This is a genomic window from Lysobacter alkalisoli, assembly GCF_006547045.1.
GTDB classification, from domain to species: domain Bacteria; phylum Pseudomonadota; class Gammaproteobacteria; order Xanthomonadales; family Xanthomonadaceae; genus Marilutibacter; species Marilutibacter alkalisoli.
The window spans coordinates 1,145,968-1,170,279 of record NZ_CP041242.1; the positions used below are offsets into that span (position 1 = coordinate 1,145,968).

Below are 24,312 nucleotides of genomic sequence, written 5' to 3' on the forward strand. Positions count from 1 at the left end.
GACAACGCCCGGGTCTTCGAATACCGGCCAGTCGCCTCGGCGAAGATTCGTCCTCCAGGCGGCCGCCTATCCACCGAACACCGTCACGCAGGAGAATCCCGATGACCGCCACCGCCGCCCCGGCCGCTCCCAAGCCGAAGAAATCCGTCGCCCTGAGCGGCACCCCCGCCGGCAACACCGCGCTGTGTACCGTCGGCCGCAGCGGCAACGACCTGCATTATCGTGGTTACGACATCCACGACCTGGCGACGAAGTCGACCTTCGAGGAAGTCGCCCACCTGCTGGTCCATGGCGTGCTGCCGACCACCTCGCAGCTCAACGCCTACAAGGCCAAGCTCAGGCGCCTGCGCGGACTGCCGGCGATCGTGGCCGATGCGCTGGAACTGGTCCCGGCGAACGCGCATCCGATGGACGTGCTGCGTACCGGCTGCTCGGTGCTGGGCACGGTGCTGCCCGAGCGCGACGGCCATCCGGCCAGCGAGGCGCGCGACATTGCCGACAAGCTGATCGCCAGTTTCGGTTCGATGCTGCTGTACTGGTGGCATTTCACCCGCAACGGCCGCCGCATCGACGTGGAGACCGACGACGACAACGTCGCCGCGCACTTCCTGCACCTGCTGCACGGCGAGCCGCCGAGCGCGCTGCACGCCGACTCGCTGGACAAGTCGCTGATCCTCTACGCCGAGCATGAGTTCAACGCCTCGACCTTCACCGCGCGGGTGATCGCCGGCACCGGCTCCGACCTGCATTCGTGCATCACCGGGGCGATCGGCGCGCTGCGCGGCCCCAAGCATGGTGGTGCGAACGAGGTGGCGATGGACATCATCAGCCGCTACAACACCGCCGACGAGGCCGAGGCCGACATCCGCGCGCGAATGGAACGCAAGGAGATCATCATCGGGTTCGGCCACCCGGTGTACACGATCGGCGACCCGCGCAATCCGATCATCAAGGAGATCAGCCGCAAGCTGTGCGCCGACGGCGGCAACCAGGTCCTGTTCGACGTGTCCGAGCGCATCGAGAACCTGATGATGGACACCAAGAAGATGTTCCCGAACCTCGACTGGTACAGCGCGTCGGCCTACCACATGATGGGCATCCCGACGCCGATGTTCACCCCGTTGTTCGTGATCGCCCGGACCACCGGCTGGAGCGCGCACGTGATCGAGCAGCGCGAGGACGGCAAGATCATCCGCCCGAGCGCGAACTACACCGGTCCCGAGGATCGCGAGTACGTGCCGATCGACAAGCGCTGATTCTGATTGGAGCTTGCTGGAAAGCAGAAGGCCCGGATTGCTCCGGGCCTTTTTATTGATGCGGTTTGGGTGTGCGGGGAAGCTGGAGGCCCAGGGGTTTACGGGACACGCCGCAAGTACGTCCTTGTAGGCTCATCGTCGGCATCCTGCCTCCGAAGGTCCCGCAAACCCCAGGACCTCCAGCTTCTGGAAAGTTGGCTGGCGTTCGCCTTTGCTCCCTCCCCTTCAAGGGGAGGGTTGGGGTGGGGATGGGTTACCACTCCGATGCCGGTGATTTCCCTCAAACCAGCCCTTCGGCCTTCAACGCCGCCTGCACGCCCGGATTGGCATCCATCCTCTGTTTGTACGCGGCGATGTTGTCCAGCCCCGACAGGTCGACCCCCATCTTTCCGGCCCACAGCAGGGTCACGTAGAAATACGGGTCGGCGAAACTGCGGAAGCCGGCCAGCCACTGGCGGCCTTCGAGCTGTTTGTCGGCGGCTTCGTACAGGCCGCGCAGGCGCTTGAGGGCGGCTGCACGCAAGGCGTCGCGATCGCTATCGTCGGCACTGAACTGCGCGGGCGCGAACAGCGGCTTGAAGGCCGGGTGCACATCGGAATTGACGAAGGCCAGCCAGCGTGTGGCCTCGGCGCGTTGTTGCGCGCTGCCATCGCCGCCCAGGCCCGCTTCGGGCCAGGTGTCGGCGATGTAGCCCATGATCGCGGCGTTCTGGGTCAGGACGAAGTCGCCGTCGACGATCGCCGGCACCGCGCCGGCGGGATTGATCGCGAGGTAGGCCGGCGCCTTCATGGTGGTGGCGTCCAGGATCTCGACCTCGAACGGCTGCCCGGTCCACTGCAGCGCCATGTGGACGGCGGTCGAGCACGCGCCGGGCTTGGTGTAGAGCTTCATGCGGTCTCCAGCAGTCTTGAACGAAGAACGGGCCGGCGACTATCGCCGACCCGTTCGGGCATTCTCAACATCCGGAGTGGAACGCTGCGTTACGAAGCGGGTTCTTCCTGCGGCTTGGGCCTGAGCGTCTGCACCCTGAGGAAGGTATGGTCGCCGATCTGCGCCACCTGGTAGGCGTTGCGCCAGCTCGGGCTGGCGATCTTGTGGGCGAGGAAGTGGCTGGCGCCGGGCACGACTTCCTTGCGTTCGCCGACGGGCAGGGCCCAGTTGCGCTCGGCTTCGAGCGCCACGGTCACGGCCTCGCCCCAGGCCTCGACATTGCCCAGGCGGGTGTTGGGGGAAACGATGGTGGGCGCGAACTGCTTGCGCGCGGTCACCACCTCGCACACGCTGTCCCCCACAGGCCGCTGTCGCGGCGGCGCAGGGCGACCTCGGCGACGGCCTGCTGACCGGTAACGGACTGGTCGCGGGCTTCCAGGTACAGAGTGGTGCTCAGGCAGAGCGAGTCGGCGGCGTTGGGTGGCAGTACGGAAGCCAACCAAAGAATCCATGCCAGTTTCATGTCGAACTCCAGGCTTCGTTGCGTCGGACCGCACTTCAACGTCCACCCCGTTCGGGGCGGTGTTGCGGTGTTACGGACCGATATGGCGTTTTTCAAAGTGCGGCGGGTTGAAGGCCGGACTTCTGCGAGGGAATCGCATTACTAGGGCGGCGGCTCTATGGCGCGCTTTGCCCCGTCACCGGGCCGCTGGATTGCGGGCGGTGTGGGTGGCCGCAGGGAGGGCGGCTGCAAAAGTTGGCGCAAGGTAGCCGCGCATTGATAAACGTTGCGTGAACGAGGACGGCTTGACGGGACGTCCCGGGTCAGGCTGGGAACCGGGTTTCCGGGTTGCAACTCGTTGTTATTCGGGAAGTTTTTTGGAGGCTTCGGGGGCCGATAAGAGCTGACTGCATGTTCAGGGTCGCCAGTGGGCGGCAGGGTACTCCGCTCGCGCATGCGGGCAGGTGGTCACAACGATGCCGCCAGCCGGCTGCCTTGCGCGATCGCGCGTTTGGCGTCGAGTTCGGCGGCCACGTCGGCACCGCCGATCACGTGCACGGCGATGCCACCGTTCCCGAGTTCGGTCGCCAAAGGCTTGTACGGCTCCTGTCCGGCGCAGATCACGACATGGTCGACCGGCAGCAATTGTTCGCTGGCGTCGATGCGCACGCGCAGGCCGGTGTCGTCCACGCCCAGGTACTCCACGCTGCCCAGCATGTGCACGCCCTTGGCCTTCAGTGTGGCGCGATGAATCCAGCCGGTGGTCTTGCCCAGCCGCCGGCCGGGCTTGCCCGGGCTGCGCTGCAACAGCCAGACCTCGCGTGCGGCCGGCTCCGGGCGGGGAGCGACCAGGCCGCCACGGTTGCCGTCGTAGCCGATGTCGACGCCCCATTCGGTGCGCCAGGCATTCGCATCGAGGCTCGGCGATACGCCTTCGTGGACGAGGAACTCGGCGACGTCGAAGCCGATCCCGCCGGCGCCGATGATCGCGACCTTGTGCCCGGGTACGACCCGACCGGTCAGCACGTCGATGTAGCTGACCACCTTGGCATGGTCCGCGCCCGGGAAATCGACCGCGCGTGGGCGGATGCCGGTGGCGAGCACGACCGTATCGAAGCCGGCCAGCGCATCGGCGGCGACGGTCCTGCCCAGGCGCAGTTCCACGCCGGTCTGCTCGATGCGCCGGTTGAAGTAGCGCAGCGTCTCGTGAAACTCCTCCTTGCCCGGGATCCGCTTGGCGAGGTTGAACTGACCGCCGATCTCGGCCGCGGAATCGAATAGCGTCACCGAATGCCCGCGTTCGGCGGCGACCGTTGCGCAGGCCATGCCAGCGGGACCGGCACCGACCACAGCGATGCGCTTTGGTGCAGCGGCGGGCAGGTAGTTCAGTTCGGTCTCGGCGCAGGCGCGCGGATTGACCAGGCAGCTTGCGTGTTTGTTCTCGAACACATGGTCGAGGCAGGCCTGGTTGCAGGCGATGCAGGTGTTGATGTCGTCGGCACGCCGTTCGCGCGCCTTGTTGACCCATTGCGGGTCGGCCAGCAGCGGGCGTGCCATCGACACCATGTCGGCATCGCCACGCGCCAGCACGGCTTCGGCCACGTCCGGCATGTTGATGCGGTTGGTCGTCACCAGCGGCAGCGCGACATGCGGCTTCAACCGGCCGGTGATGCCGGTGAACGCGGCACGCGGCACCGAGGTGGCGATGGTCGGCACCCGCGCCTCGTGCCAGCCGATACCGGTGTTGATGATCGTCGCGCCGGCGGCTTCGATCGCCTTCGCCTGCTGCACCACCTCATCCCATGCCAGGCCGTCGCCGACCAGGTCGAGCATCGACAGACGATAGATGACGATGAAATCCGGTCCGCAGGCCTCGCGGATCCGGCGCACGATCTCGACCGCGAAGCGCATCCGCTTGCCGGCATCGCCGCCCCAGCGGTCATTCCTCTTGTTGGTGCGTGGCGCGGTGAACTGGTTGAGCAGGTAGCCTTCCGAACCCATTACCTCGACGCCGTCGTAGCCGCCGTCGCGGGCGAGCTGGGCGGTGCGCACGAATGCCGTGATCTGCCGCTCGACGCCCCGCGCCGACAACGCTCGGGGCGTGAACGGATTGATCGGCGCCTTGATCTTCGATGGCGCCACCTGCAACGGGTGATAGCCGTAGCGGCCGGCGTGCAGGATCTGCAGGCAGATGCGGCTGCCGTGCTCGTGCACGGCGCGGGTGACCTGGCGGTGCTTGCCCACGTCCCAGGGCCAGCGCAGGGTGCCGCCGAACGGCTTGAGCCAGCCGACCAGGTTGGGCGAGAAGCCGCCGGTGACGATCAGGCCGACGCCACCGGCGGCGCGCTCGGCGAAGTAGGCCGCCAGCTTCGGGAAATCGGCGGCCTTGTCCTCCAGCCCGGTATGCATCGACCCCATCAGCACCCGGTTGGGCAGGGTGCAGAAGCCCAGGTCCAGTGGACGCAGCAGGTGCGGGTACAGCGGGTGCGGGGTGTCGGCGGCGGGGCTGGCGTCGTTCATGCGGATACGCTGGCGTATGGATCCCGCACGATGCCGTGTCAGGGGCGGTTGTTCAAGTCCGCGCTACCACCCCTCGAGTACCAGCTTGCCAATCGTGGTGCCCGACTCCAGTCGCCGATGTGCCTCGCGCAGGTTGGCGGCGTTGATCGGCGTGAGCAGGTCGTGCTGGATGCTCCTGATCTCGCCGGCATCGACCAATTCGGCGACGCGATCGAGGATCCGGCCCTGTTCGTCCATGTCCGGCGTCTTCAGCACCGGGCGCGCGAACATCATTTCCCAGTGGATCCCGATGCATTTCATCTTGTACGGGTCGCCGATCTTCAGCGGCGCGTCCGGTTCGACGATCAGGCCGACATGTCCCTGCGGTGCCAGCAGCTCGCCGAGCACGTCCCAGTAGGCGACGGTGTCGGCGAGGTTGATCGCGGCATCGACGGTGTCGAAGCCGAGTGCCTTGAGTTGCGGCGCCAGCGGTTCGCGGTGGTTGACCACGTGGTGCGCGCCCATCGCCTGGCACCATTGAACCGTGTCCGCGCGCGAAGCGGTGGCGATCACGGTGAAGCCCGCGCGACGGGCCAGCTGGATCGCGATCGAGCCGACGCCGCCCGCGCCGGCGATGACCAGCAGGCACTTGCCGGCACCGCCTCCCTCGCTGTCGTACGGCATGCGCTGGAACAGCAGTTCCCACGCGGTGACCGCGACCAGTGGCAGCGCGGCGGCATGGGCGTCATCGAGCGTCGTGGGCGCATGGCCGACCACGCGCGCATCGACCAGCTGGTACTCGGCATTGCTGCCCGGCCGGCTGAAGTCGCCGGCGTAGTAGACGCGGTCGCCGGGCTTGAAGCGGCTGACCGCGTCGCCGACCGCCTCGACCACGCCGCAAGCGTCGTAGCCGAGGATGCGCGGGGAATCCTCGACCTTGTCCTTGGGCGCGCGGACCTTGGTGTCAACCGGGTTGACCGATACCGCGGACACCTTGACCAGGACGTCGTGGCCGGCCGGGGACGGTGGCTCGGGCAGATCGAAGTCCTGCAGCGATGCGGGGTCGTCGATGGGAAGGTAACGGGTGAGGGCGATGGCTTTCATGGAGGTTTCCTTCGGATTGTTTCCTTCAGACCAGCGACGGGTTGCGTTCCTCGAACCCGCGCTGGTGCCAGTATGGATACGGCAGGGTGACGGTGCTGGCGTCGTCAAGCCGGGCGGCCTGTTCCGGCGACAGGTTCCAGCCGACCGCGCCGAGGTTCTGCTTCAGTTGCTCTTCGTCGCGTGCGCCGATCACCACGGTCGAGACGGTCGGTCGCTGCAGCAGCCGGTTCAGCGCGATCTGCGGCAGCGGCCATGGCGGTCGGACGCGCCAGCGATTTTTTCTTCAATCGAATGATCCTCAGGTTGGGGGAGGGCAGGTTCAGTCATCGTCGAACAGCGCATCCAGGTCGATCGCCTCCGCCATCGCCCGGTACCAGGCGTCACCGGGATGCAGGTGGTCGCCGGAGTCGTATGCGGGCAGGAGGCGCGCCGGATGCGCGGGGTCGCGCGTGATCGCGTCGAAATCGATCACCGCATCGAACTCGCCGCCATCGCGGATCCAGGCATTCACCTGCTGGCGGACGCGTTCCTTGTCGGCGTCGTGGTAGCCGTTCATCGGTGTGTCGATGAGTGCGCCCTCGAACGGCGTCAGTGTCGCGCCGAGGATGCGAATGCCGCGTGCATGGGCCCGCGCGATCAGCTGGCGATAGCCCGCGATCAGCGCTTCGGCTCCGGTTGCATCCTCGTCGGGCGCCAGCGGCGTCCCGTGCCAGGCGATGTCGTTGATGCCCATCAGCACGATCACCGAGGTCACGCCGGTCCGGGCCAGCACGTCGCGTTCGAAGCGCGCCAGCGCGTTCGCGCCCATCCGGTCGCGCAGCACGCGGGCACCGGAGATGCCGGCGTTGAGCACGGCGACGTTTCGTCCCGCCAATCGTTCGGCGAGCACGTCCGGCCAGCGGCTGTCGACATCGACGGTGGCCATGTTGCCGTCGGTGATCGAGTCGCCGAACGCGACGACCGCGCGCGTGCCGGGATCGGCTTCGACCAGGATCGAATCCAGGAACACGCGCGTGGTCAGGGTGGTATCGGTTTCCAGCTTCATCGCGGAGGCCTGGTTGCCCTGGCCGACATGGGCGGTCTGCCGCGCGTCCCAATGAAACGTCGCCGGAGGCGTGGGTTCGGGCAGGTACAGGCTGATCGCGATCCGGGACAGCGCGGGAACGTCCAGCCCGACCGGGTCGCTGAGCATCGGTGCGCCGGGCGGGATGGTGATGTCGCCCTTGCCGCCAAAGCGCAGCTCGCGGTCGCTGCCGGCGATGATCGCGCCGTCCTTGCCGGCCAGTGCGATCCGGGCGGCGCCGATCCGCAGCGGCCGATTGCCGTATTCGTTCGACAGCCGCACCCGCACCCGTTGTCCGCCGATGCTGATCCGCGCCACCTGGCGCACGGTCTGGTCCCGGAACTGGAAGGGCAGGTGGGTCGGCAACGCGAATTCGCCATCCCAGCGTTCTTGCGGACTGGCGGTCCAGGTGGCGATCCAGGTGGATTCCGCCGGAGCGGCGGCATGCAGCGGTGCAGTCCTCCCGGCGAGCATGAGCAGCACGGCGAGGATGCCGCACCAGCGAAGTGTTCCCATGGACATGTCAGTTCTCCTTACCGGGCCTGTTCGGATGCGCAGGTCACGAGCCTGGCGGGCGGCTCGCGGCCGCTTTCGAGCCGGACACTCCAAAGCGCCACCGCGAGCCCTGCCAGCGTGACCAGCGATGCGATCCACGGCACCGCGCCGAGCCCCGGGCCGTGCTCGATGACCAGTCCACCAATCCACGCGCCGGCGGCATTGCCGAGATTGAACGCGGCGATGTTGAAGCTCGAGGCGAGGTTCTGGCCGGCACCTTCGGCGAAGCGCAGCACCCTGAGTTGCAGCGGCGAGACGGTGGCGAACGCGGCGATGCCGAGCAGGCCGACGAAGGCGGCCATCGCCACCGGGTTGTGCAGTACCAGGCTCATCGCACCCAGCACCACGGCCAGCACCAGCAGGCTGCCGAGCAGCGCGGGCGTCGGGCGACGGTCGGCCCAGCGTCCGCCGATCAGGTTGCCGACCACCATGCCGCCGCCGAACAGCAGCAGGATCGGCGACACCGCCGCTTCGCCGAAGCCGGCCATCCGGGTCAGCAACGGCTGGATGTAGGTGATCACCACGAACACGCCGGCGAAGCCGGCCATCGTCATCAGCAGGCCAAGCAGCACCTGCGGTCGCGCGATCGTGGCCAGTTCCTCGCGCAGTGCCGCCGGCGCATCGTCATTGCGACTGCGCGGTACCAGTGCCGCGATCACCAGCAGCGAGACCACCCCGACCAGGCCCATCGCCCAGAACGTCGAACGCCAGCCGAAGTGCAGGCCCAGCCAGGCCCCGGCCGGCATGCCGAGCAGGGTGGCCAGGGTCAGGCCGGAGAACATGATCGATATCGCCGATGCCTTGCGGTCGGCCGGTACCAGCCCGGTGGCGACCACCGCGCCGACACCGAAAAAGGTGCCATGGGTCAGCGAGGTCAATACCCGGGCCGCCATCAGCGTGGCGTAGTCCGGCGCCAGCGCGCAGGCCGCGTTGCCGACCGTATATATCGCCATCAGCGCCAGCAGCACCGCCTTGCGCGGCATCCGTCGGCTGAGCAGGGTCAGCACTGGTGCGCCGGCGGTCACGCCCAGCGCGTAGCCGGTGACCAGCAGGCCGGCGGCTGCGATCGAGACCTGAAGGTCGGCGGCGACCTGGAGCAACAGGCCCATGATCACGAATTCGGCGCAGCCAATGCCGAACGAACCGGCGGTCAGCGCGTACAGCGCGACCGGCATCGGGGACCGCTCCGTGGTGGGAGAGGTGGGCGGCATGGCGGCTTCCACGGAAAGGAAGCCGGCAGCCTAGGTCGTTGCATATTCACGAAAAACAGCTAATTTGAAGAATCATATTCAATGAATATTTGATAATAGGATCGCGAAAGCCCCCCGGCACGACTCCATGGACCGCATCGACGACATCCGTCTGTTCCTGCGCGTACTCGATTTCGGCTCGATCAGTGCCGCCGCGCGCAGCCTCGATCTTTCCGTTGCGGTCGCCAGCCAGCGGCTGCAGCGATTGGAACGGGGGCTGGGCGTGCGCCTGCTGCACCGGACAACGCGTCGCCTTCACGCAACCCCGGAAGGAGCCGCGCTTGCCGAGCAGGGCCGACCGCTCGTCGAGGATCTGGAAGTGCTGACAGACGGTCTACGCCAGGCTGGCAGGGAGGTTGCCGGCACCCTTCGGGTAACCGCTTCGGCCTCCTTCGGCCGCCAGTACCTGTCGCCGCTGCTGCCGGAATTCCTCGCCCTGCACCCTCGGATCCGGCTCAGCATGGATCTCGGCGACCAACTGGTCGACCTGGTGAGCTCGGGGTTCGACCTTGCGGTTCGCATCGGCACGCTCGACGACTCGACCCTGGTCGCACGCCGGCTGGCCGCCAACCGTCGGCTGCTGTGTGCCTCGCCCGGCTACCTTCGCGAGCGCGGCACTCCACGCACGCCGCAAGATCTCGCGGACCACGATTGCCTGCTGCTGGTTGGACGCCACGGCCGGCAGGACATATGGCGCCTGGGTGACGGCAATGGCGGCGAAGTCACGGTAAGGGTGCGCGGGAGGGTCGAGAGCAACTTCGGCGAGTTGTTGCGCGATGCCGCTGTTGCCGGTCTTGGCATCGCCCTGCATTCGGTCTGGCATGTCTGCGAGGACCTGCGTGCCGGTCGACTGGTGCAGGTGTTGCCAGAGCACCCGCTCACAGACACCGGCATTCATGCGGTGATGCCGCAACGCCGGCTGGTCCCGCCACGGGTGCGGGCCTTCGTCGACTTTCTCGCCGAGCGGTTCTCCGATCCACCCTGGGAACGCTGCCTGCGCGAGAGACGCGGCTAGAAGCCTGAATTCCCGTTAAGCTTCACTGGGCTTGGCGGCACAATGTTAGATCGTTGTTAACATGGCTTTCACATTCACGCGCCTACCCTGCGCTCCGATGGCGTCCGTTCACGGGTGACCGTCCAGACCGGTATGGATCCTCGCAGACGCGTGTTTCCACATTTATAGATCGAAGGAGCAGCATATGAATAAGAAACTCCTCTGCGCCGCCCTGCTGGGCGGCCTGGGTCTCGCCCAGGCGGCCAACGCGCAGGACTTTGACGACCGCTGGTACCTGACCGGCTCGGCCGGTTACAACTTCCAGGACAATGATCGCCGGACGGAGGACACCCCGTTCGTGACCCTCGGTCTGGGCAAGTTCATCAGCCCGAACTGGTCGATCGATGGTGAACTCAACTACCAGAATCCGAAGTTCGATGATGGTGTCGAAGGCGCCAACCGCAACCTGAACTGGAGCCAGTACGGCATTTCGTTCGATGCGCGCTACCACTTCGTCCGCGACGGCCGCAACTGGAACCCCTATGTGCTGATGGGCCTGGGCTACCAGCGTGCCGAGGAAGAGTACGACGCTTTCCCGAGCCCGAACTCCCCGGCTGAGCGCAAGGACGGCAACCTGGCGGCCAAGGTCGGCGTGGGTCTGCAGACCACGTTCTCCAGCCGAGTGGCGATGCGTGCCGAGTTGGCCTACCGGGCCGACTTCGACGACAACAGCTATGCGGCCACGGCCGGCCCGGACTGGGGCGGTTACCCGCACAACCAGGAAGAGAGCTGGTTCGGCGACGTTCTCGCCTCGCTGGGCGTCGTGATTCCGCTGGGTGCTGCCGCGGCTGCTCCGCCGCCGCCGGCGCCGGTGGCTCCGAGCTGCGCCGACCTGGACGACGACGGTGACGGCGTCAACAACTGCGACGACCGCTGCCCGGATTCGAAGCCGGGTGAGGTTGTCGGTCCGGATGGCTGTCCGGTGCCGGTGACGATCGACCTGAAGGGTGTGAACTTCGACTTCGACAAGGCGACCCTGCGTCCTGACGCGGTGTCGATCCTGTCGGAGGTGGTGCAGATCCTGCAGCGTTACCCGGAGTTGCGGGTCGAGGTGGCTGGTCACACCGACCTGTGCGGCAGCGATGCGTACAACCAGAGCCTGTCGGAGCGTCGTGCGACCACGGTGTACGACTACCTGACCAGCAACGGTATTGCTGCTTCGCGTCTGGTGGGCCCGAGGGGCTACGGCGAGAGCCGTCCGCTGGAAGCGACGCCGCAGACCCTGCCGGGGTGCAAGTCGGAGATCAACCGCCGCACCGAGCTGAACGTGCAGAACTGAACCGATTGCGACAGGCCGCGACGGCCTGTCCTGGTTCGAAAGAAACCCGGCCTATGGCCGGGTTTCTTTTTGCCTCGCAGACATGGAAGCGGGTGCGTGCAAGCAGGGTCGTGGATAAGGGTTGTCCGCAGCCTTTCGTTAAGATGTTTTAACAAACGCGTTGACAGTGTATGATCCCTGCCGCGGCGGCCGTGATGTGGACAGGGGCCCAGCCAACGCGCCCCCGGGTTGCAGCGCGCCGTGCGAAATATTGAATTGATCGATCCCCCCCCTTTTCCAAGACCGGTCTATCCCTCAAGGAGTCAGATGATGAAGATCCGTTTGTTGAGCACAGCCCTGCTGGCAGGCCTGGCATTCGCCCAGGCGGCCAACGCGCAGGACTTTGACGACCGCTGGTACCTGACCGGCTCGGCCGGTTACAACTTCCAGGACAATGATCGCCGGACGGAGGACACCCCGTTCGTGACCCTCGGTCTGGGCAAGTTCATCAGCCCGAACTGGTCGATCGATGGTGAACTCAACTACCAGAATCCGAAGTTCGATGATGGTGTCGAAGGCGCCAACCGCAACCTGAACTGGAGCCAGTACGGCATTTCGTTCGATGCGCGCTACCACTTCGTCCGCGACGGCCGCAACTGGAACCCCTATGTGCTGATGGGCCTGGGCTACCAGCGTGCCGAGGAAGAGTACGACGCTTTCCCGAGCCCGAACTCCCCGGCTGAGCGCAAGGACGGCAACCTGGCGGCCAAGGTCGGCGTGGGTCTGCAGACCACGTTCTCCAGCCGAGTGGCGATGCGTGCCGAGTTGGCCTACCGGGCCGACTTCGACGACAACAGCTATGCGGCCACGGCCGGCCCGGACTGGGGCGGTTACCCGCACAACCAGGAAGAGAGCTGGTTCGGCGACGTTCTCGCCTCGCTGGGCGTCGTGATTCCGCTGGGTGCCGCCGCGGCTGCTCCGCCGCCGCCGGCGCCGGTGGCTCCGAGCTGCGCCGACCTGGACGACGACGGTGATGGCGTCAACAACTGCGACGACCGCTGCCCGGATTCGAAGCCGGGTGAGGTTGTCGGTCCGGATGGCTGTCCGGTGCCGGTGACGATCGACCTGAAGGGTGTGAACTTCGACTTCGACAAGGCGACCCTGCGTCCTGACGCGGTGTCGATCCTGTCGGAGGTGGTGCAGATCCTGCAGCGTTACCCGGAGTTGCGGGTCGAGGTGGCTGGTCACACCGACCTGTGCGGCAGCGATGCGTACAACCAGAGCCTGTCGGAGCGTCGTGCGACCACGGTGTACGACTACCTGACCAGCAACGGTATTGCTGCTTCGCGTCTGGTGGGCCCGAGGGGCTACGGCGAGAGCCGTCCGCTGGAAGCGACGCCGCAGACCCTGCCGGGGTGCAAGTCGGAGATCAACCGCCGCACCGAGCTGAACGTGCAGAACTGAACCGATTGCGACAGGCCGCGACGGCCTGTCCTGGTTCGAAAGGAAACCCGGCCTTGCGCCGGGTTTTCCTTTTCCGAAACGGGGCGTCGTGCTGCTCTGTAAAGACGGTCACACCGGTTGTCGCGCCAAGTCGCAAACGCGGTTCTTTCCTGTTGTCGGTGGCATTCAGCACGCATACACTGCAACGACGCCATCGCGCATCACGGCGCGATATCCGAATCCGGAGATTTCCATGCAACGCACCGTCCTTGCCCTTTCGTTGATCCTCATGGCTGGAATGGCTCAGGCCCAGCAGGCCGGTGATTGCAATGCCCTGGTCGCCCCCAGGCCGATGCCGGTCCAGCCGACCATCGTGGCGCCGGTGTCTGCCGAGCTGGCCACGCCGGGGCAACAACTTGGCTCGCCGACCGGAGTGCTGGCGCATGCCTATGATGAGGCGCAGTCGGTCGACCAGGTGATATTCAGGCTGAAGCTGGAGAACTGCCAGAGCCTGGCCAAGGCGATGCCGGCGACCACGCCCGCCGCTGTCGAGGCGCAGGCACCGGAGGCATACAAGCCCCGCACCGAATTCGACAATGGTCCGTGGCGCTTCGACATGAGCCAGAACGGCAAGCGCATGACCGCCGACGAGTTCGATGCCTGGATGAAGGCGCGCGGCGCGCGCGTGGTCCCGGCCAGGCCGGCTCCGGCCACGACGGAAGCGGTCGAATCCGGGGCCGGCGTAGAGTAAACCGTGCGTGTCCTCGTGTTGATACGACAGCGGCCGCATCTGCGGCCGCTTTCACTATGAGCCCGGTCGTCCGCCACGGCCTGGCCCGCATCCTCTCCAAGCAAGGCATCTGTTCGCGCACGGAGGCGGCCCGGCGGGTGCTTGCCGGACGGGTCAGTGTCGATGGCCGGGTGGTGCGGGATCCGGAGTATCCGATCGTGCCGGGACGGCAGCAGATTCGCGTAGACGGATGCGACCTTGAACCGCCGGCGCGGATCTATCTGATGCTCAACAAGCCCCGCGGCCTGGTCACCACCGTACGCGACGAACAGGGCCGGGATACGGTCTACCGCTGCTTCGATGGCGCCGGTCTGCCATGGTTGGCCCCGGTCGGGCGGCTGGACAAGGCCAGCGAGGGGATGCTGCTGTTCACCAACGACACGGCCTGGTCGGCGCGGATCGCCGATCCGGCGACCGGTCCGGACAAGACCTACCATGTGCAGGTCGACATTATCCCGGATGCGGCGACATTGGCTGCGCTTGAAGAAGGTGTCGAGGTCGATGGCGAGCGTCTGTCGGCGAGATCGGCCGCTCTGTTGCGAGCGGGCGACAAGAACGCCTGGCTGGAAATCGTCCTCGACGAAGGCCGCAACCGGCAGATCCGGCGCCTGCTGGCGGCGTTCGACATCCGTGTCCTGCGCCTGATTCGCGTAGCGATCGGAACGCTGGCCCTGGGCGACCTGCCCAAGAGCCAGTGGCGCTGCCTGGATGCCAACGAAGTCGCGGCGCTGCGTGAACGCTCCGGGGAGGAGTAGCGGGCGGAACTCAGTCTTTCAGCACACCCAGCTCGTGGCCGATGCGGGTGAAGGCGTCGATCGCACGGTCGAGATGCTCGCGGGTATGCGCGGCGCTCATCTGGGTGCGGATGCGCGCCTGCCCCTTGGGAACCACCGGAAAGAAGAAGCCGATCGCGTAGATGCCTTCCTCCAGCAGCCGCTCGGCGAACTTCTGCGCCAGCGGTGCGTCGTACAGCATCACCGGCACGATCGGGTGCACGCCGGGCTTGAGGTCGAAGCCCGCGGCGGTCATTTTTTCGCGGAAGTAGCGGGTGTTCTCTGCCAGTCGTTCCCGCAGTTCGCCGGCGGACGACAGCATCTCGAATGCCTTGATCCCGGCCGCGACCACATGCGGGGGCAGCGAGTTGGAGAACAGGTAAGGGCGCGAGCGCTGGCGCAGCATCTCGATGACCTCTTTCCTGGCGGTGGTGAAACCACCCAGCGCGCCGCCCATCGCCTTGCCCAGCGTGCCGGTGATGATGTCGATCCTGTCCAGCACGCCCTTGACCTCGGCCGAGCCCTTGCCGTTGGCACCGAGGAAGCCGGTGGCATGGCACTCGTCGATGTGGACCAGGGCGCCGTACTTTTGCGCCAGCGCGGCGATCTCGTCGAGCGGGGCGATGAAGCCATCCATCGAGAACACGCCGTCGGTGGTGATCAACTTCGTCTTGCAACCAGCGGCGTCGGCAGCCTGAAGTTGTTTCTCCAGATCGGCCATGTCGCAGTTGGCGTAGCGGAAGCGCTGCGCCTTGCACAGGCGCACGCCGTCGATGATCGAGGCGTGGTTGAGCGCGTCGGAGATGATCGCGTCCTCGGGCCCCAGCAACGGCTCGAACAGGCCGCCGTTGGCGTCGAAACAGGCTGCGTAGAGGATGGTGTCCTCGGTCCCGAAGAAGTCGGCGATGGTCTTCTCCAGTTGCTTGTGCAGGTCCTGCGTGCCGCAGATGAAGCGCACCGAGGCCATGCCGAAACCGTGGGTGTCCAGGGCCGCCTTGGCCGCGGCGATCACCTCTGGATGGTCGGCTAGGCCGAGGTAGTTGTTCGCGCAGAAGTTCAGCACCGTACGGCCATCGGCGAGGGTGATCTCCGCCGACTGCGGGCTGGTGATGATGCGCTCGGACTTGAACAGGCCCTGCTCGCGGATCGAGTCCAGTTCGGCGGCGTAGTGCTGGGTCAAAGATGGTGCGGTCAGGGACGGGGCGTCGGACATGGTGGCTTCCGGCAAGAGGCGGGGAGGTCGCCATTCTATCGGTTGCGGTTCCGGGACATCGCATACCGGCGCTAGGATGCGGTCATGAACGTGTTGATGCGCATGTCATCGTCCGCGCCCGCCCCGGCAGGTGGCTTCCCGGCCTGGCTGCTGCCGGCACTCGCTTCGCTGATTCCGCTTGTCGCGGCGCACTTGGCCTGGTGGCTGTCGATGCGCGATGGCCTGGTCCCGGTCTGCAATCCCTATGTCGAAGGCTGCGTATCGATCAGCCGCGCGGCCCGTCATGGGCTCGGCAACCATCTGTTCCGGCTGGCGATGCTGCCGTGTGCGACATTGCAGGTCGCGTTGTGGTGGGTAGCCGCGCAGTGGTTGCAGCGGCGGACCGGTTCGCCCGCGCGCCTGTTGCCGTGGCTGGGCCTGATGGCGGGCGTGTCCCTGGCCTTGTACGCGACCTTCCTCGGTACCGAAGGCGATGCGTATCGCATGCTGCGGCGCTACGGTGTGACCGTGTACTTCGGTGCCACTTTCCTTGCACTGATGGCGATGTTGCGGCGCCTGTCCAGGCAATGGCCGGATGCGCCGGTGTGCAAGCCGCTGCAATGCATCGCGCTGGGCATGCTGGCGATGGGCGTGGCCAGCGTGATCGCCAGTGCTGTGGTTGGCGATCCGGATGCGCGCGATCGCTGGGAGAACCGGCTCGAATGGCACCTCGGTCTGTGGCTGACCGCGATGTTCGCGGTGATCGCCTGGCACTGGTGGCGCGAGCGCTTGCGGGTGGTGCTGGTGTAGGAATCATTTTGCTGCCTTCCATGGCGAAACGACGTCGGCTTCGGATCGCCCGGCCCGGCCATCCCTGGCCGGGCGTTCGCTGACGCGGCAGATGCCGATAGGGCATCTGCCAAGCGCGTCAGCTCACCCAGCTGAGCACGACCTTGCCGGCCTTGCCCGATTCCATCAGGTCGAAGCCCTGCTGGAAATCGTCCACCGGCAGCTGATGGGTCAGCACCTTGCCGAGCGGGAAGCCGGACAGCACCAGCTGGGTCATCTTGTACCAGGTCTCGTACATCTTCCGGCCGTAGATGCCGTGGAGGGTCAGGCCCTTGAAGATGATCTTGTCCCAGTCCACGCCGGCGCCCTTGGGCATGATGCCGAGCATCGCGATCTTGCCGCCGTGGTACATGCAATCGAGCATGTCGTTGAACGCGCGTGGGTTGCCGCTCATCTCCAGGCCGACGTCGAAGCCTTCCATGTGCAGGTCGGCCATCACCTCCTTGAGCGAAGTGTTGGTGACGTTGACCACACGGGTGGCGCCCATGTCGGCGGCAAGCTTGAGCCGGTAGTCGTTGACGTCGGTGACGACCACATTGCGCGCGCCGATGTACTTGCAGATGCCGGCGGCGATGATGCCGATCGGGCCGGCGCCGGTGATCAGCACGTCCTCGCCGACCACGTCGAACTCCAGCGCACAGTGCGCGGCGTTGCCGTAGGGGTCGAAGAACGCCGCCAGCTCGCTCGGGATCTGGTCCGGGATCGGCCACAGGTTGCTGGCCGGCATCACCACGTATTCGGCGAAGGCGCCGTTGCGGTTGACGCCGATACCGACGGTATTCGGGCACAGGTGCTGCTTGCCGGCGCGGCAGTTGCGGCAGTGGCCGCAGACGATGTGGCCTTCGGCCGAAACGCGCTGGCCGGTGCGGTAGCCGGTGACGCCGGGACCGATCTCGACGATGCGGCCGACGAACTCGTGGCCGATGACGAGGCCTGGCTTGATGGTGCGCTGGCTCCACTCGTCCCACAGGTAGATGTGCAGGTCGGTACCGCAGATCGCGGTCTTCTCCAGCTTGATCAGCACTTCGTTGGGGCCGGGGGCGGGCACCGGCACCTGTTCCATCCAGATGCCCTTGCCGGCTTCGCGTTTGACCAGGGCCTTCATCATTTGCGTCATGGGAGTTGCCGGGCGTGGGTTTGGACTGGCCGGCAATTATACGCCGCGTCTCGCGCGCAGCCCTCGCCGGGTTTGCCGTTTGCGGCCGTTGGCAGGTCGGCCGGGTTCAGGTCGTGGCGCGGGTTTGCCGCCGACATGGGGTTCGCCTATCGTCGCTGGCTTCCTTGCTGGATGACCGAATAGACCATGCGCCACCGTCTGTTGTTGCCCGCCATCGTCGCCGCGCTGACGGCCGGCATGTCTTCCGTCCTGCATGCCGATGAGGGCATGTGGATGCCTTCGCAACTGCCCGAGATCGCCGAACGGATGGAGTCTGCCGGTTTCAGGGGCAGGGCGGGGGAGCTGAGCGAGCTGGCGCGACCGCCTATGAACGCGGTAGTCCGGGTTGGTGGTGGCAGCGGCGCGTTCGTATCGAACGACGGACTGGTTCTGACCAACCACCATGTCGCGTTCGGGGTCATCCAGTACAACAGCACGGCCGGGCGCGACCTGATCGGCGAGGGCTACATCGCCGCCGACCGTGCGGCGGAGCTGCCGGCCAACCCGGATTATCGCGTTCTCGTCACCACCGGCTTCGAGCGAATCACCGACCGCATCCTCGCCGACGCACACGGCAAACGGGGGCGTGACTATTTCGATGCCATCGACCATGCCAGCAAGGCCGTGGTGGCCGAGTGCGAACGCGAGCCGGGCCTGCGCTGCAGTGTCGCCAACATGTACTACGGCACCGATTTCCATCTGGTGAAGCAGTTGGAGCTGCGCGACATCCGCCTCGTCTATGCGCCGCCGGGCAGCATCGGCAACTACGGTGGCGAGGTCGACAACTTCATCTGGCCGCGTCACAGCGGCGACTTCACCCTGTTGCGGGCCTATGTCGCGCCCGATGGCACGCCGGCCGGCTACTCGCCCGACAACGTGCCGTTCACGCCGCCCGCGCACCTGCCGGTGTCCACCCGCAACGTGAAGGAGGGCGACTACGCGATGCTGGCCGGCTACCCGGGTATCACCTATCGCCACCGCATGGCCTCGGAGTTCGAAGGCCAAGTCGAATGGCAGCTGCCCTCGCGGGCCGCGCTGTTCGGCCGCATGCTGGAAGTGATCGAGGCCGAGACCGCGGACGATGCGGAGGCCCGCGTGCTGTATGCCTCGCAGGTGCGCAGCCTGCTCAATGGCCTCAAGCGCGCACGCGGCGAGCTCGACGGACTCAAGCGCAGCGATGCGGTCGCGGCACGCGTGGTGGACGAGACCGCGATGCTTGCCTGGCTCGAAGGTCAGTCGGATGCTGCCACGATCCGGACCGACATCTATGCCGCGCGAGTGGTGCTCAAGCAAGTCGCCTCGACCCGCGAGCGCGATCAGTTGCTGGCGACGCTCCTGCGCCATACGCAGTTGCTGCGCGCTGCAGTGACCCTGCAGCGGCTCGCGTTCGAGCGCGGCAAGCCGGATGCGCAGCGGGAGCCGGGCTACCAGCAACGTGACGAAGCGTTGATCGAAGGACAGCTGCGTCAGGTCCAACGGCGTTATGCGCCGGCGGTGGAACAGGCCCTGCTGGCCGACCTGGTATCGCAGTATCTGGCGCTGCCGGCCGGGCAGCGCGTGGCCGAATTCGACGCAGTGTTCGGCACCACCGCGGAGCAAGCCCGCGAGCGGATCGCTGCGCTGTATGCCGGCACCGCGCTCGGCGACGAGGCCACGCGGCTGGCGGCGATGCAGGCCGATGCGGTGGCACTGGCCGGATCGGATGATCCCCTGCTGCGCGCGGCCGCAGCCCTGCAGCCGGCGCTGTTGCGCCTGGAGGACGAATTCAAGACCCATGAAGGCGAACTGCTGCGCCTGCGCCCGGCCTACATGCGCGCGCTGATCGGCTATCGCCAGTCGCAGGGCCGTGCGGTGTATCCGGATGCCAACGCGACGTTGCGGGTCAGTTACGGCCGCATCAGCACCCTCGACCCGCGCGATGGCGTGCGCTACCTGCCACTGACCACGGTGCAGGGCATCGCCGAGAAACACACTGGCGAGGAGCCGTTCGACGCGCCCCGGCCGCTGCTCGATGCGATTGCGCGCGGCGACTTCGGCGGCACGGCAGAACCGAGTCTTGGCACGCAGACGGTCAACTTCCTGACCAACCTCGACACCACCGGCGGTAACTCAGGCTCGCCGGTGATGGATGCCGAAGGCCGCCTGATCGGTCTCAATTTCGACAGCAACTGGGAATCGGTCAGCGCCAGCTGGATGTACGACCCACGCTACAAGCGCGCGATCCATGTCGACATGCGCTACATGCGCTGGCTGATGGCCAAGGTCTACCCGGCGCCGCACCTGTTGGCCGAGATGGGCCTGCCGGCGGAATGAGCGCCGGCATCCGTGCCATTGGTCATGCGGCGATGATTACGGCCGGCGGGTAGACTGAAACATTGTTTCATTGACGAGGAGAGCAGGGTGCGAAACGGCGTGATGCGATACAGCCTTCTGGCGGCGGTGGCCATGGCAGGTGGCATGACCGCGGGAGCGGCGATGGCGGGCGAGGGCATGTGGGTACCGCAGCAGTTGCCGGAGATCGCCAGGCCACTGAAGAAGGCCGGGTTGAAGCTCAAGCCCGAGCAACTGGCCGACCTGACCGGCGACCCGATGGGCGCGGTGGTATCGCTCGGTGGCTGCACCGCCAGCTTCGTCTCCCCGCAGGGCCTGGTGGCGACCAACCACCACTGCGCCTACGGCGCGATCCAGCTCAACTCAACGCCCGAGAACAACCTGATGAAGGAGGGCTTCAACGCGGCCACACCGGCCGATGAAGTCTCCGCCGGTCCCAATGCGCGCATCTACGCGCTCGATTCCATCGATGACGTGACCGACAAGGTCATGGAAGCGATCGACGCCGCTGCCGACGGTCTTGGCCGCACCCGTGCGCTGGAGGCGATCGAGAAGAAACTTGTCGCCGACTGCGAGGCCGGGGAAGGCTATCGCTGCCGTCTCTACAGCTTTTCCGGCGGCAACAGCTATCGCCTGTTCCGCAATCTGGAGATCCGGGACGTGCGCCTGGCCTACGCGCCGCCCGACAGCATCGGCAGCTACGGCGGCGATATCGACAACTGGATGTGGCCGCGCCACACCGGCGATTTCGCCTTCTACCGCGCCTATGTCGACAAGGACGGCAAGCCGGCGGCGTACGCCGAGGACAACGTGCCGTACCAGCCGAAGCATTGGTTGAAGATTGCCGACAGGCCGCTGCAGGCGGGCGACTTCGTGATGGTCGCCGGCTATCCCGGTCGTACCGCGCGTTACGCACTGGCCGAGGAGTTCAACGAGACCGCGAACTGGACCTATCCCGTCGTTGGGGCGCACTACAAACGGCTGGTGGCGCTGGTCGAAGAGGCCGGCAAGGCCGACCCGGACATCGCGGTCAAATACGCCAGCACCGTGCGTGGCTGGCAGAACGCGATGAAGAACTATGACGGCCAGCTGGAAGGTTTCCGCCGCATCGATGCCGCCACCTCCAAGAGAACCGAGGAGGAAGCGGTGCTCGAATGGCTGCGCGGGCAGGCCGAGGATGGCCGGGCCGCACTCGATGCGCATGCCACCCTGGTTGCGCTGGATGAGCAGGCGCGTGCCCACCGCGAACGCGACCTGGTGTTCGGGCAATTGCGCCGTACCGGTGCGATCGGCGCCGCGGTGCAGCTGTATCGCCTTGCGATCGAGCGCGACAAGCCCGATGCCGAGCGGGAACAGGGTTACCAGGAGCGCGATCTGCCGGTGTTCGAAGGCGGGTTGCGCCAGATGGAGCGCCGCTACGACCCGAAGATGGACCGCGAGCTGCAGGCTTACTGGCTGCGCGAGTACGTCAAGCTGCCGGCGACGCAACGCGTGGAGGTGGTCGACGCATGGCTGGGTGGCAACGACGACAAGGCGATCCGGCGCGCGCTCGACAAGCTTGCGAAAACCGACCTCGGCGACGCCGAATACCGTCTCGGCCTGATGAAGGCCGGCCGTCGCGATTTCGAGAAGAACAAGGATCCCGCGATCCGGTTCGCAGTCGCGATCATGCCGACCCTGCTGGCGCTGGAAGAGCAGGGCAAGGCCCGAGCCGGCGATGCGCTGCTCGCCCGCCCGCTCTACCTGCAGGCGGTGGCCGACTACAAGGCCAGCAAGGGCGAATCCGTCTATCCGGACGCCAACTCCTCGTTGCGGATCACCTTCGGCAACGTTCAGGGCTATATCAACGCTGATGGCAGAAAGCAGGCCTCGTTCACCCTGCTGGAGGAGGTTGCCGCCAAGGCCACCGGCGAGGAGCCGTTCGATGCCCCGCAGGCGTTGCTGGATGCGGTCGCGGCAAAGAACCATGGCGGGCTGGCCGACCGCAGGCTGGGCACGGTGCCGGTCAACTTCATGGCCGACCTCGACATCACCGGCGGCAATTCCGGTTCGCCGGCGCTGGATGCGCACGGCCGACTGGTCGGGCTGGTGTTCGACATGAACTGGGAGAGCGTCAGCTCGAACTGGGTGTTCGACCCGGCGATGACCCGGGTGATCGCGGTCGACCAGCGTTACATGCGCTGGATCATGCAGGAGGTATTCCCGGCGCCGCAGCTGCTGCAGGAGATGGGTGTGCCGGCGAAGCAGTGAGGTTCTGTTGAAGCGGCTTCGGATGGAGTCTCCGCCGGGTTTCGCCGCTACCTGGCTGTCCCGACGCGACCTGCCGGCCTTGACGGCGAATGTCCCCCGGCCGCCGCCGGTGGACATTCGCATCCAAGGGCCTTCGCCCCCGGTGCCCCGGTCATCCAGCAGAACTGACGCTTTCCCCTCGATTGGGCGAAGAACCTGGAATGCCGGTCACCGGTTTCCCTCGTGAGCCCTCCCGCCAGCCCGGTTTCCAACGCAACTGTTGCGTCGCAGCACGGCTCTGCTAATCTTGCCTGCATCGCGGATTCCCATGCCAGCCGGCCCCGTTTCCCGATCGAAGGCAACATCTCCCGATCTGCATTTCTCCGCAGATCCTCCCGCACCTCCCGGTGCGGCTGCCCGGAGTGGAAGTACCACACAGGGCAGAACCTTCCTCCAGCATGCCGGCTGCATGTGTTCCGCGGGTCACTCAACCCACTGGAGCATGCAATGAAAGTCCTGGCCTGCGATGGCATCCATGAAGACGGCCTCAACCTGTTCCGCGACGCGGGATGGGAGGTCGAAGTCGCCCCCGAACCGATCAAGGACCCCGAAGCGCTGGCCGACAAGCTGGCCGGCTTCGACGCCATCCTCGTGCGCTCGGCGACCAAGGTCCCGGCCAACGCGCTGGCCAAGGCGACCAAACTGAAGGTGATCGGCCGCGCCGGCGCCGGCGTCGACACCATCGACGTCAACGCCGCCACCGAGCGCGGCATCGCGGTGATGAACGCGCCCGACGGCAACACCCTCGCCGCCGCCGAACACGCGATCTCGCTGCTGTTCGCGCTGGCCCGCCACATCCCGCGCGCCGACGCCGGCATGAAGGCCGGCGAATGGCCCAAGGCCGGCCTGACCGGCTTCGAGCTGGAGGGCAAGAAGCTCGGCGTGATCGGCCTCGGCCGCATCGGCGGCACCGTCGCGCGCAAGGCCGCCGGCATCGGCATGGAGGTCGCCGCATTCGACCCCTTCCTGCCCGCCGCCGCCGCCGCCAAGGGCAGCGTGCCGCTGAAGACCCTCGACGAACTGCTGGCCTGGGCCGACATCGTCACCCTGCACATCCCGCGCACCAAGGACACCACCAACCTGCTGTCCGAGGCGAGCATGCGCTCGATGAAGAAGGGCGCCTACCTGATCAACGCCGCTCGCGGCGGCCTGGTCGACGAGGCCGCGCTGGTCCAGATGCTCAACGAAGGCCACCTCGCCGGCGCTGCGCTCGACACCTTCGTTACCGAGCCGCTGCAGGCCGACTCGCCACTGCGTGGCCATCCGAAGCTGATCCTGACCCCGCACCTGGGCGCGTCGACCAGCGAGGCGCAGCAAGCGGTCAGTACGATCCTAGCCCGCCAGATCATCGACTTCGTCGCCACCGGCGCGGTCGCCGGCTGCGTCAACCTGCCGCCATTGACCGCCGAGGCCGCACGCGAAGTCGGGCCGTGGATGCCGCTGATGTCCGCGCTCGGCAAACTGGCCTCGCGGCTGGTACCGGCACCGACCCGATTGCACATCACCTACGCCGGCCGCACCGAGGCGCTCGATACCCGTCCGCTGAGCCGCCTGCTGGTGGCCGCGCTGATGGGCGAGCATTCCGGCCGGGTGACTCCGGTCAATGCGTTGCAGGAAGCCGCCAACCGTGGCCTGACCGTGGCCGAGACCGTCGGCGGCGATGGCGACGGCTTCGACCGCCTGTTGCGGGTGCGCATCGAAGGCGAGGGCCGCACCCGCGAGGTCGAGGCGACCCTGCACCGCGGTCCACGCGTGGTGCGGCTGGACGGCGTCGAGATCGAATTCGACCCGCTCGCACCGGTGTTGCTGATGCGCAACGAAGACCGCCCGGGCATGATCGGCACGGTCGGCAGCAAGCTCGGCACGGCCGGCGTCAATATCGTCAACTTCGCATTGGGTGCGGCCGGCGATGGCCAGGCCCGCGCGGCGATCACCGTCGACCGTCCAGTCACCGAAGAGGAACTGCTGGCGTTGCGTGGCACGCCGGGCGTCCTCTCCCTGCACCAGGTCTGAGGTC

Annotated in this window: 15 protein-coding genes and 3 pseudogenes; 9 read left to right on the forward strand and 9 right to left on the reverse strand. The window is 66.6% G+C overall.

Annotation, left to right across the window (positions count from 1 at the left end; translation table 11 throughout):
* The first annotated feature begins 101 nt into the window (after positions 1–101).
* A complete protein-coding gene (prpC, locus tag FKV23_RS04940; RefSeq protein ID WP_141622852.1) occupies positions 102–1,256 on the forward strand; it encodes a bifunctional 2-methylcitrate synthase/citrate synthase in 1,155 nt (384 codons plus the stop codon).
* Positions 1,257–1,536: 280 nt separating this feature from the next.
* Here prpC and FKV23_RS04945 read toward each other — a convergent pair whose 3' ends face one another.
* From FKV23_RS04945 to FKV23_RS04975, 7 genes and pseudogenes are all read right to left on the reverse strand, one after another.
* A complete protein-coding gene (locus tag FKV23_RS04945) occupies positions 1,537–2,148 on the reverse strand; it encodes a glutathione S-transferase family protein (RefSeq protein ID WP_141622853.1) in 612 nt (203 codons plus the stop codon).
* An 89-nt stretch (positions 2,149–2,237) separates the two neighbouring features.
* Positions 2,238–2,710: pseudogene (locus FKV23_RS04950) on the reverse strand (cell wall hydrolase).
* 447 nt (positions 2,711–3,157) lie between these two features.
* Positions 3,158–5,209 carry an NADPH-dependent 2,4-dienoyl-CoA reductase gene (locus FKV23_RS04955; protein ID WP_141622854.1) on the reverse strand — a complete coding sequence of 684 codons (2,052 nt, stop codon included), beginning with the start codon at positions 5,207–5,209 and terminating at the stop codon, positions 3,158–3,160.
* A 63-nt stretch (positions 5,210–5,272) separates the two neighbouring features.
* Positions 5,273–6,292, reverse strand: coding sequence for a zinc-binding alcohol dehydrogenase family protein (locus FKV23_RS04960; protein ID WP_141622855.1), 1,020 nt, complete (start codon positions 6,290–6,292; stop codon positions 5,273–5,275).
* Between the two features lie 25 nt (positions 6,293–6,317).
* Positions 6,318–6,539 (reverse strand): annotated as a pseudogene (locus FKV23_RS04965) (aldo/keto reductase); the annotation flags it as partial.
* Between the two features lie 72 nt (positions 6,540–6,611).
* Positions 6,612–7,877: an SGNH/GDSL hydrolase family protein gene (locus FKV23_RS04970; protein WP_407067647.1), complete on the reverse strand. Its 1,266-nt coding sequence runs from the start codon at positions 7,875–7,877 to the stop codon at positions 6,612–6,614.
* A gap of 11 nt (positions 7,878–7,888) precedes the next feature.
* Positions 7,889–9,121 carry an MFS transporter gene (locus FKV23_RS04975; protein WP_208543242.1) on the reverse strand — a complete coding sequence of 411 codons (1,233 nt, stop codon included), beginning with the start codon at positions 9,119–9,121 and terminating at the stop codon, positions 7,889–7,891.
* Between the two features lie 127 nt (positions 9,122–9,248).
* On the opposite strand from FKV23_RS04975, the gene FKV23_RS04980 reads away from it, so the two are divergent.
* The 4 genes and pseudogenes from FKV23_RS04980 to FKV23_RS05000 all read left to right on the forward strand — a co-directional run bounded on the left by FKV23_RS04980 (position 9,249) and on the right by FKV23_RS05000 (position 14,460).
* Positions 9,249–10,175 (forward strand): LysR family transcriptional regulator, encoded by a 927-nt coding sequence (locus tag FKV23_RS04980; protein ID WP_141622858.1) that lies wholly within the window; start codon positions 9,249–9,251, stop codon positions 10,173–10,175.
* Between the two features lie 184 nt (positions 10,176–10,359).
* Positions 10,360–11,493 (forward strand): OmpA family protein, encoded by a 1,134-nt coding sequence (locus FKV23_RS04985; RefSeq protein ID WP_141622859.1) that lies wholly within the window; start codon positions 10,360–10,362, stop codon positions 11,491–11,493.
* A gap of 309 nt (positions 11,494–11,802) precedes the next feature.
* Positions 11,803–12,936, forward strand: a complete 1,134-nt coding sequence (locus FKV23_RS04990; protein WP_141625055.1) for an OmpA family protein — start codon at positions 11,803–11,805, stop codon at positions 12,934–12,936.
* A 643-nt stretch (positions 12,937–13,579) separates the two neighbouring features.
* Positions 13,580–14,460 (forward strand): annotated as a pseudogene (locus tag FKV23_RS05000) (pseudouridine synthase).
* Between the two features lie 10 nt (positions 14,461–14,470).
* Here FKV23_RS05000 and kbl read toward each other — a convergent pair.
* On the reverse strand, positions 14,471–15,691 hold the full coding sequence (gene kbl / locus FKV23_RS05005; protein WP_141622862.1) for a glycine C-acetyltransferase: 1,221 nt from the start codon (positions 15,689–15,691) through the stop codon (positions 14,471–14,473).
* Positions 15,692–15,775: 84 nt separating this feature from the next.
* Between kbl and FKV23_RS05010 the strand changes: the two genes are divergently transcribed.
* Positions 15,776–16,480 carry a hypothetical protein gene (locus tag FKV23_RS05010; RefSeq protein WP_141622863.1) on the forward strand — a complete coding sequence of 235 codons (705 nt, stop codon included), beginning with the start codon at positions 15,776–15,778 and terminating at the stop codon, positions 16,478–16,480.
* Between the two features lie 118 nt (positions 16,481–16,598).
* Here FKV23_RS05010 and tdh read toward each other — a convergent pair whose 3' ends face one another.
* Entirely contained in the window at positions 16,599–17,636 is a 1,038-nt protein-coding gene (gene tdh / locus FKV23_RS05015) for an L-threonine 3-dehydrogenase (RefSeq protein WP_208543243.1), read from the reverse strand.
* Positions 17,637–17,822: 186 nt separating this feature from the next.
* On the opposite strand from tdh, the gene FKV23_RS05020 reads away from it, so the two are divergent.
* The 3 genes from FKV23_RS05020 to serA all read left to right on the forward strand — a co-directional run bounded on the left by FKV23_RS05020 (position 17,823) and on the right by serA (position 24,308).
* Entirely contained in the window at positions 17,823–19,988 is a 2,166-nt protein-coding gene (locus FKV23_RS05020) for a S46 family peptidase (protein WP_167284981.1), read from the forward strand.
* 177 nt (positions 19,989–20,165) lie between these two features.
* On the forward strand, positions 20,166–22,256 hold the full coding sequence (locus FKV23_RS05025; protein ID WP_141625058.1) for a S46 family peptidase: 2,091 nt from the start codon (positions 20,166–20,168) through the stop codon (positions 22,254–22,256).
* A gap of 486 nt (positions 22,257–22,742) precedes the next feature.
* Positions 22,743–24,308, forward strand: coding sequence for a phosphoglycerate dehydrogenase (gene serA / locus FKV23_RS05030; RefSeq protein ID WP_141622864.1), 1,566 nt, complete (start codon positions 22,743–22,745; stop codon positions 24,306–24,308).
* Positions 24,309–24,312: the final 4 nt, after the last annotated feature.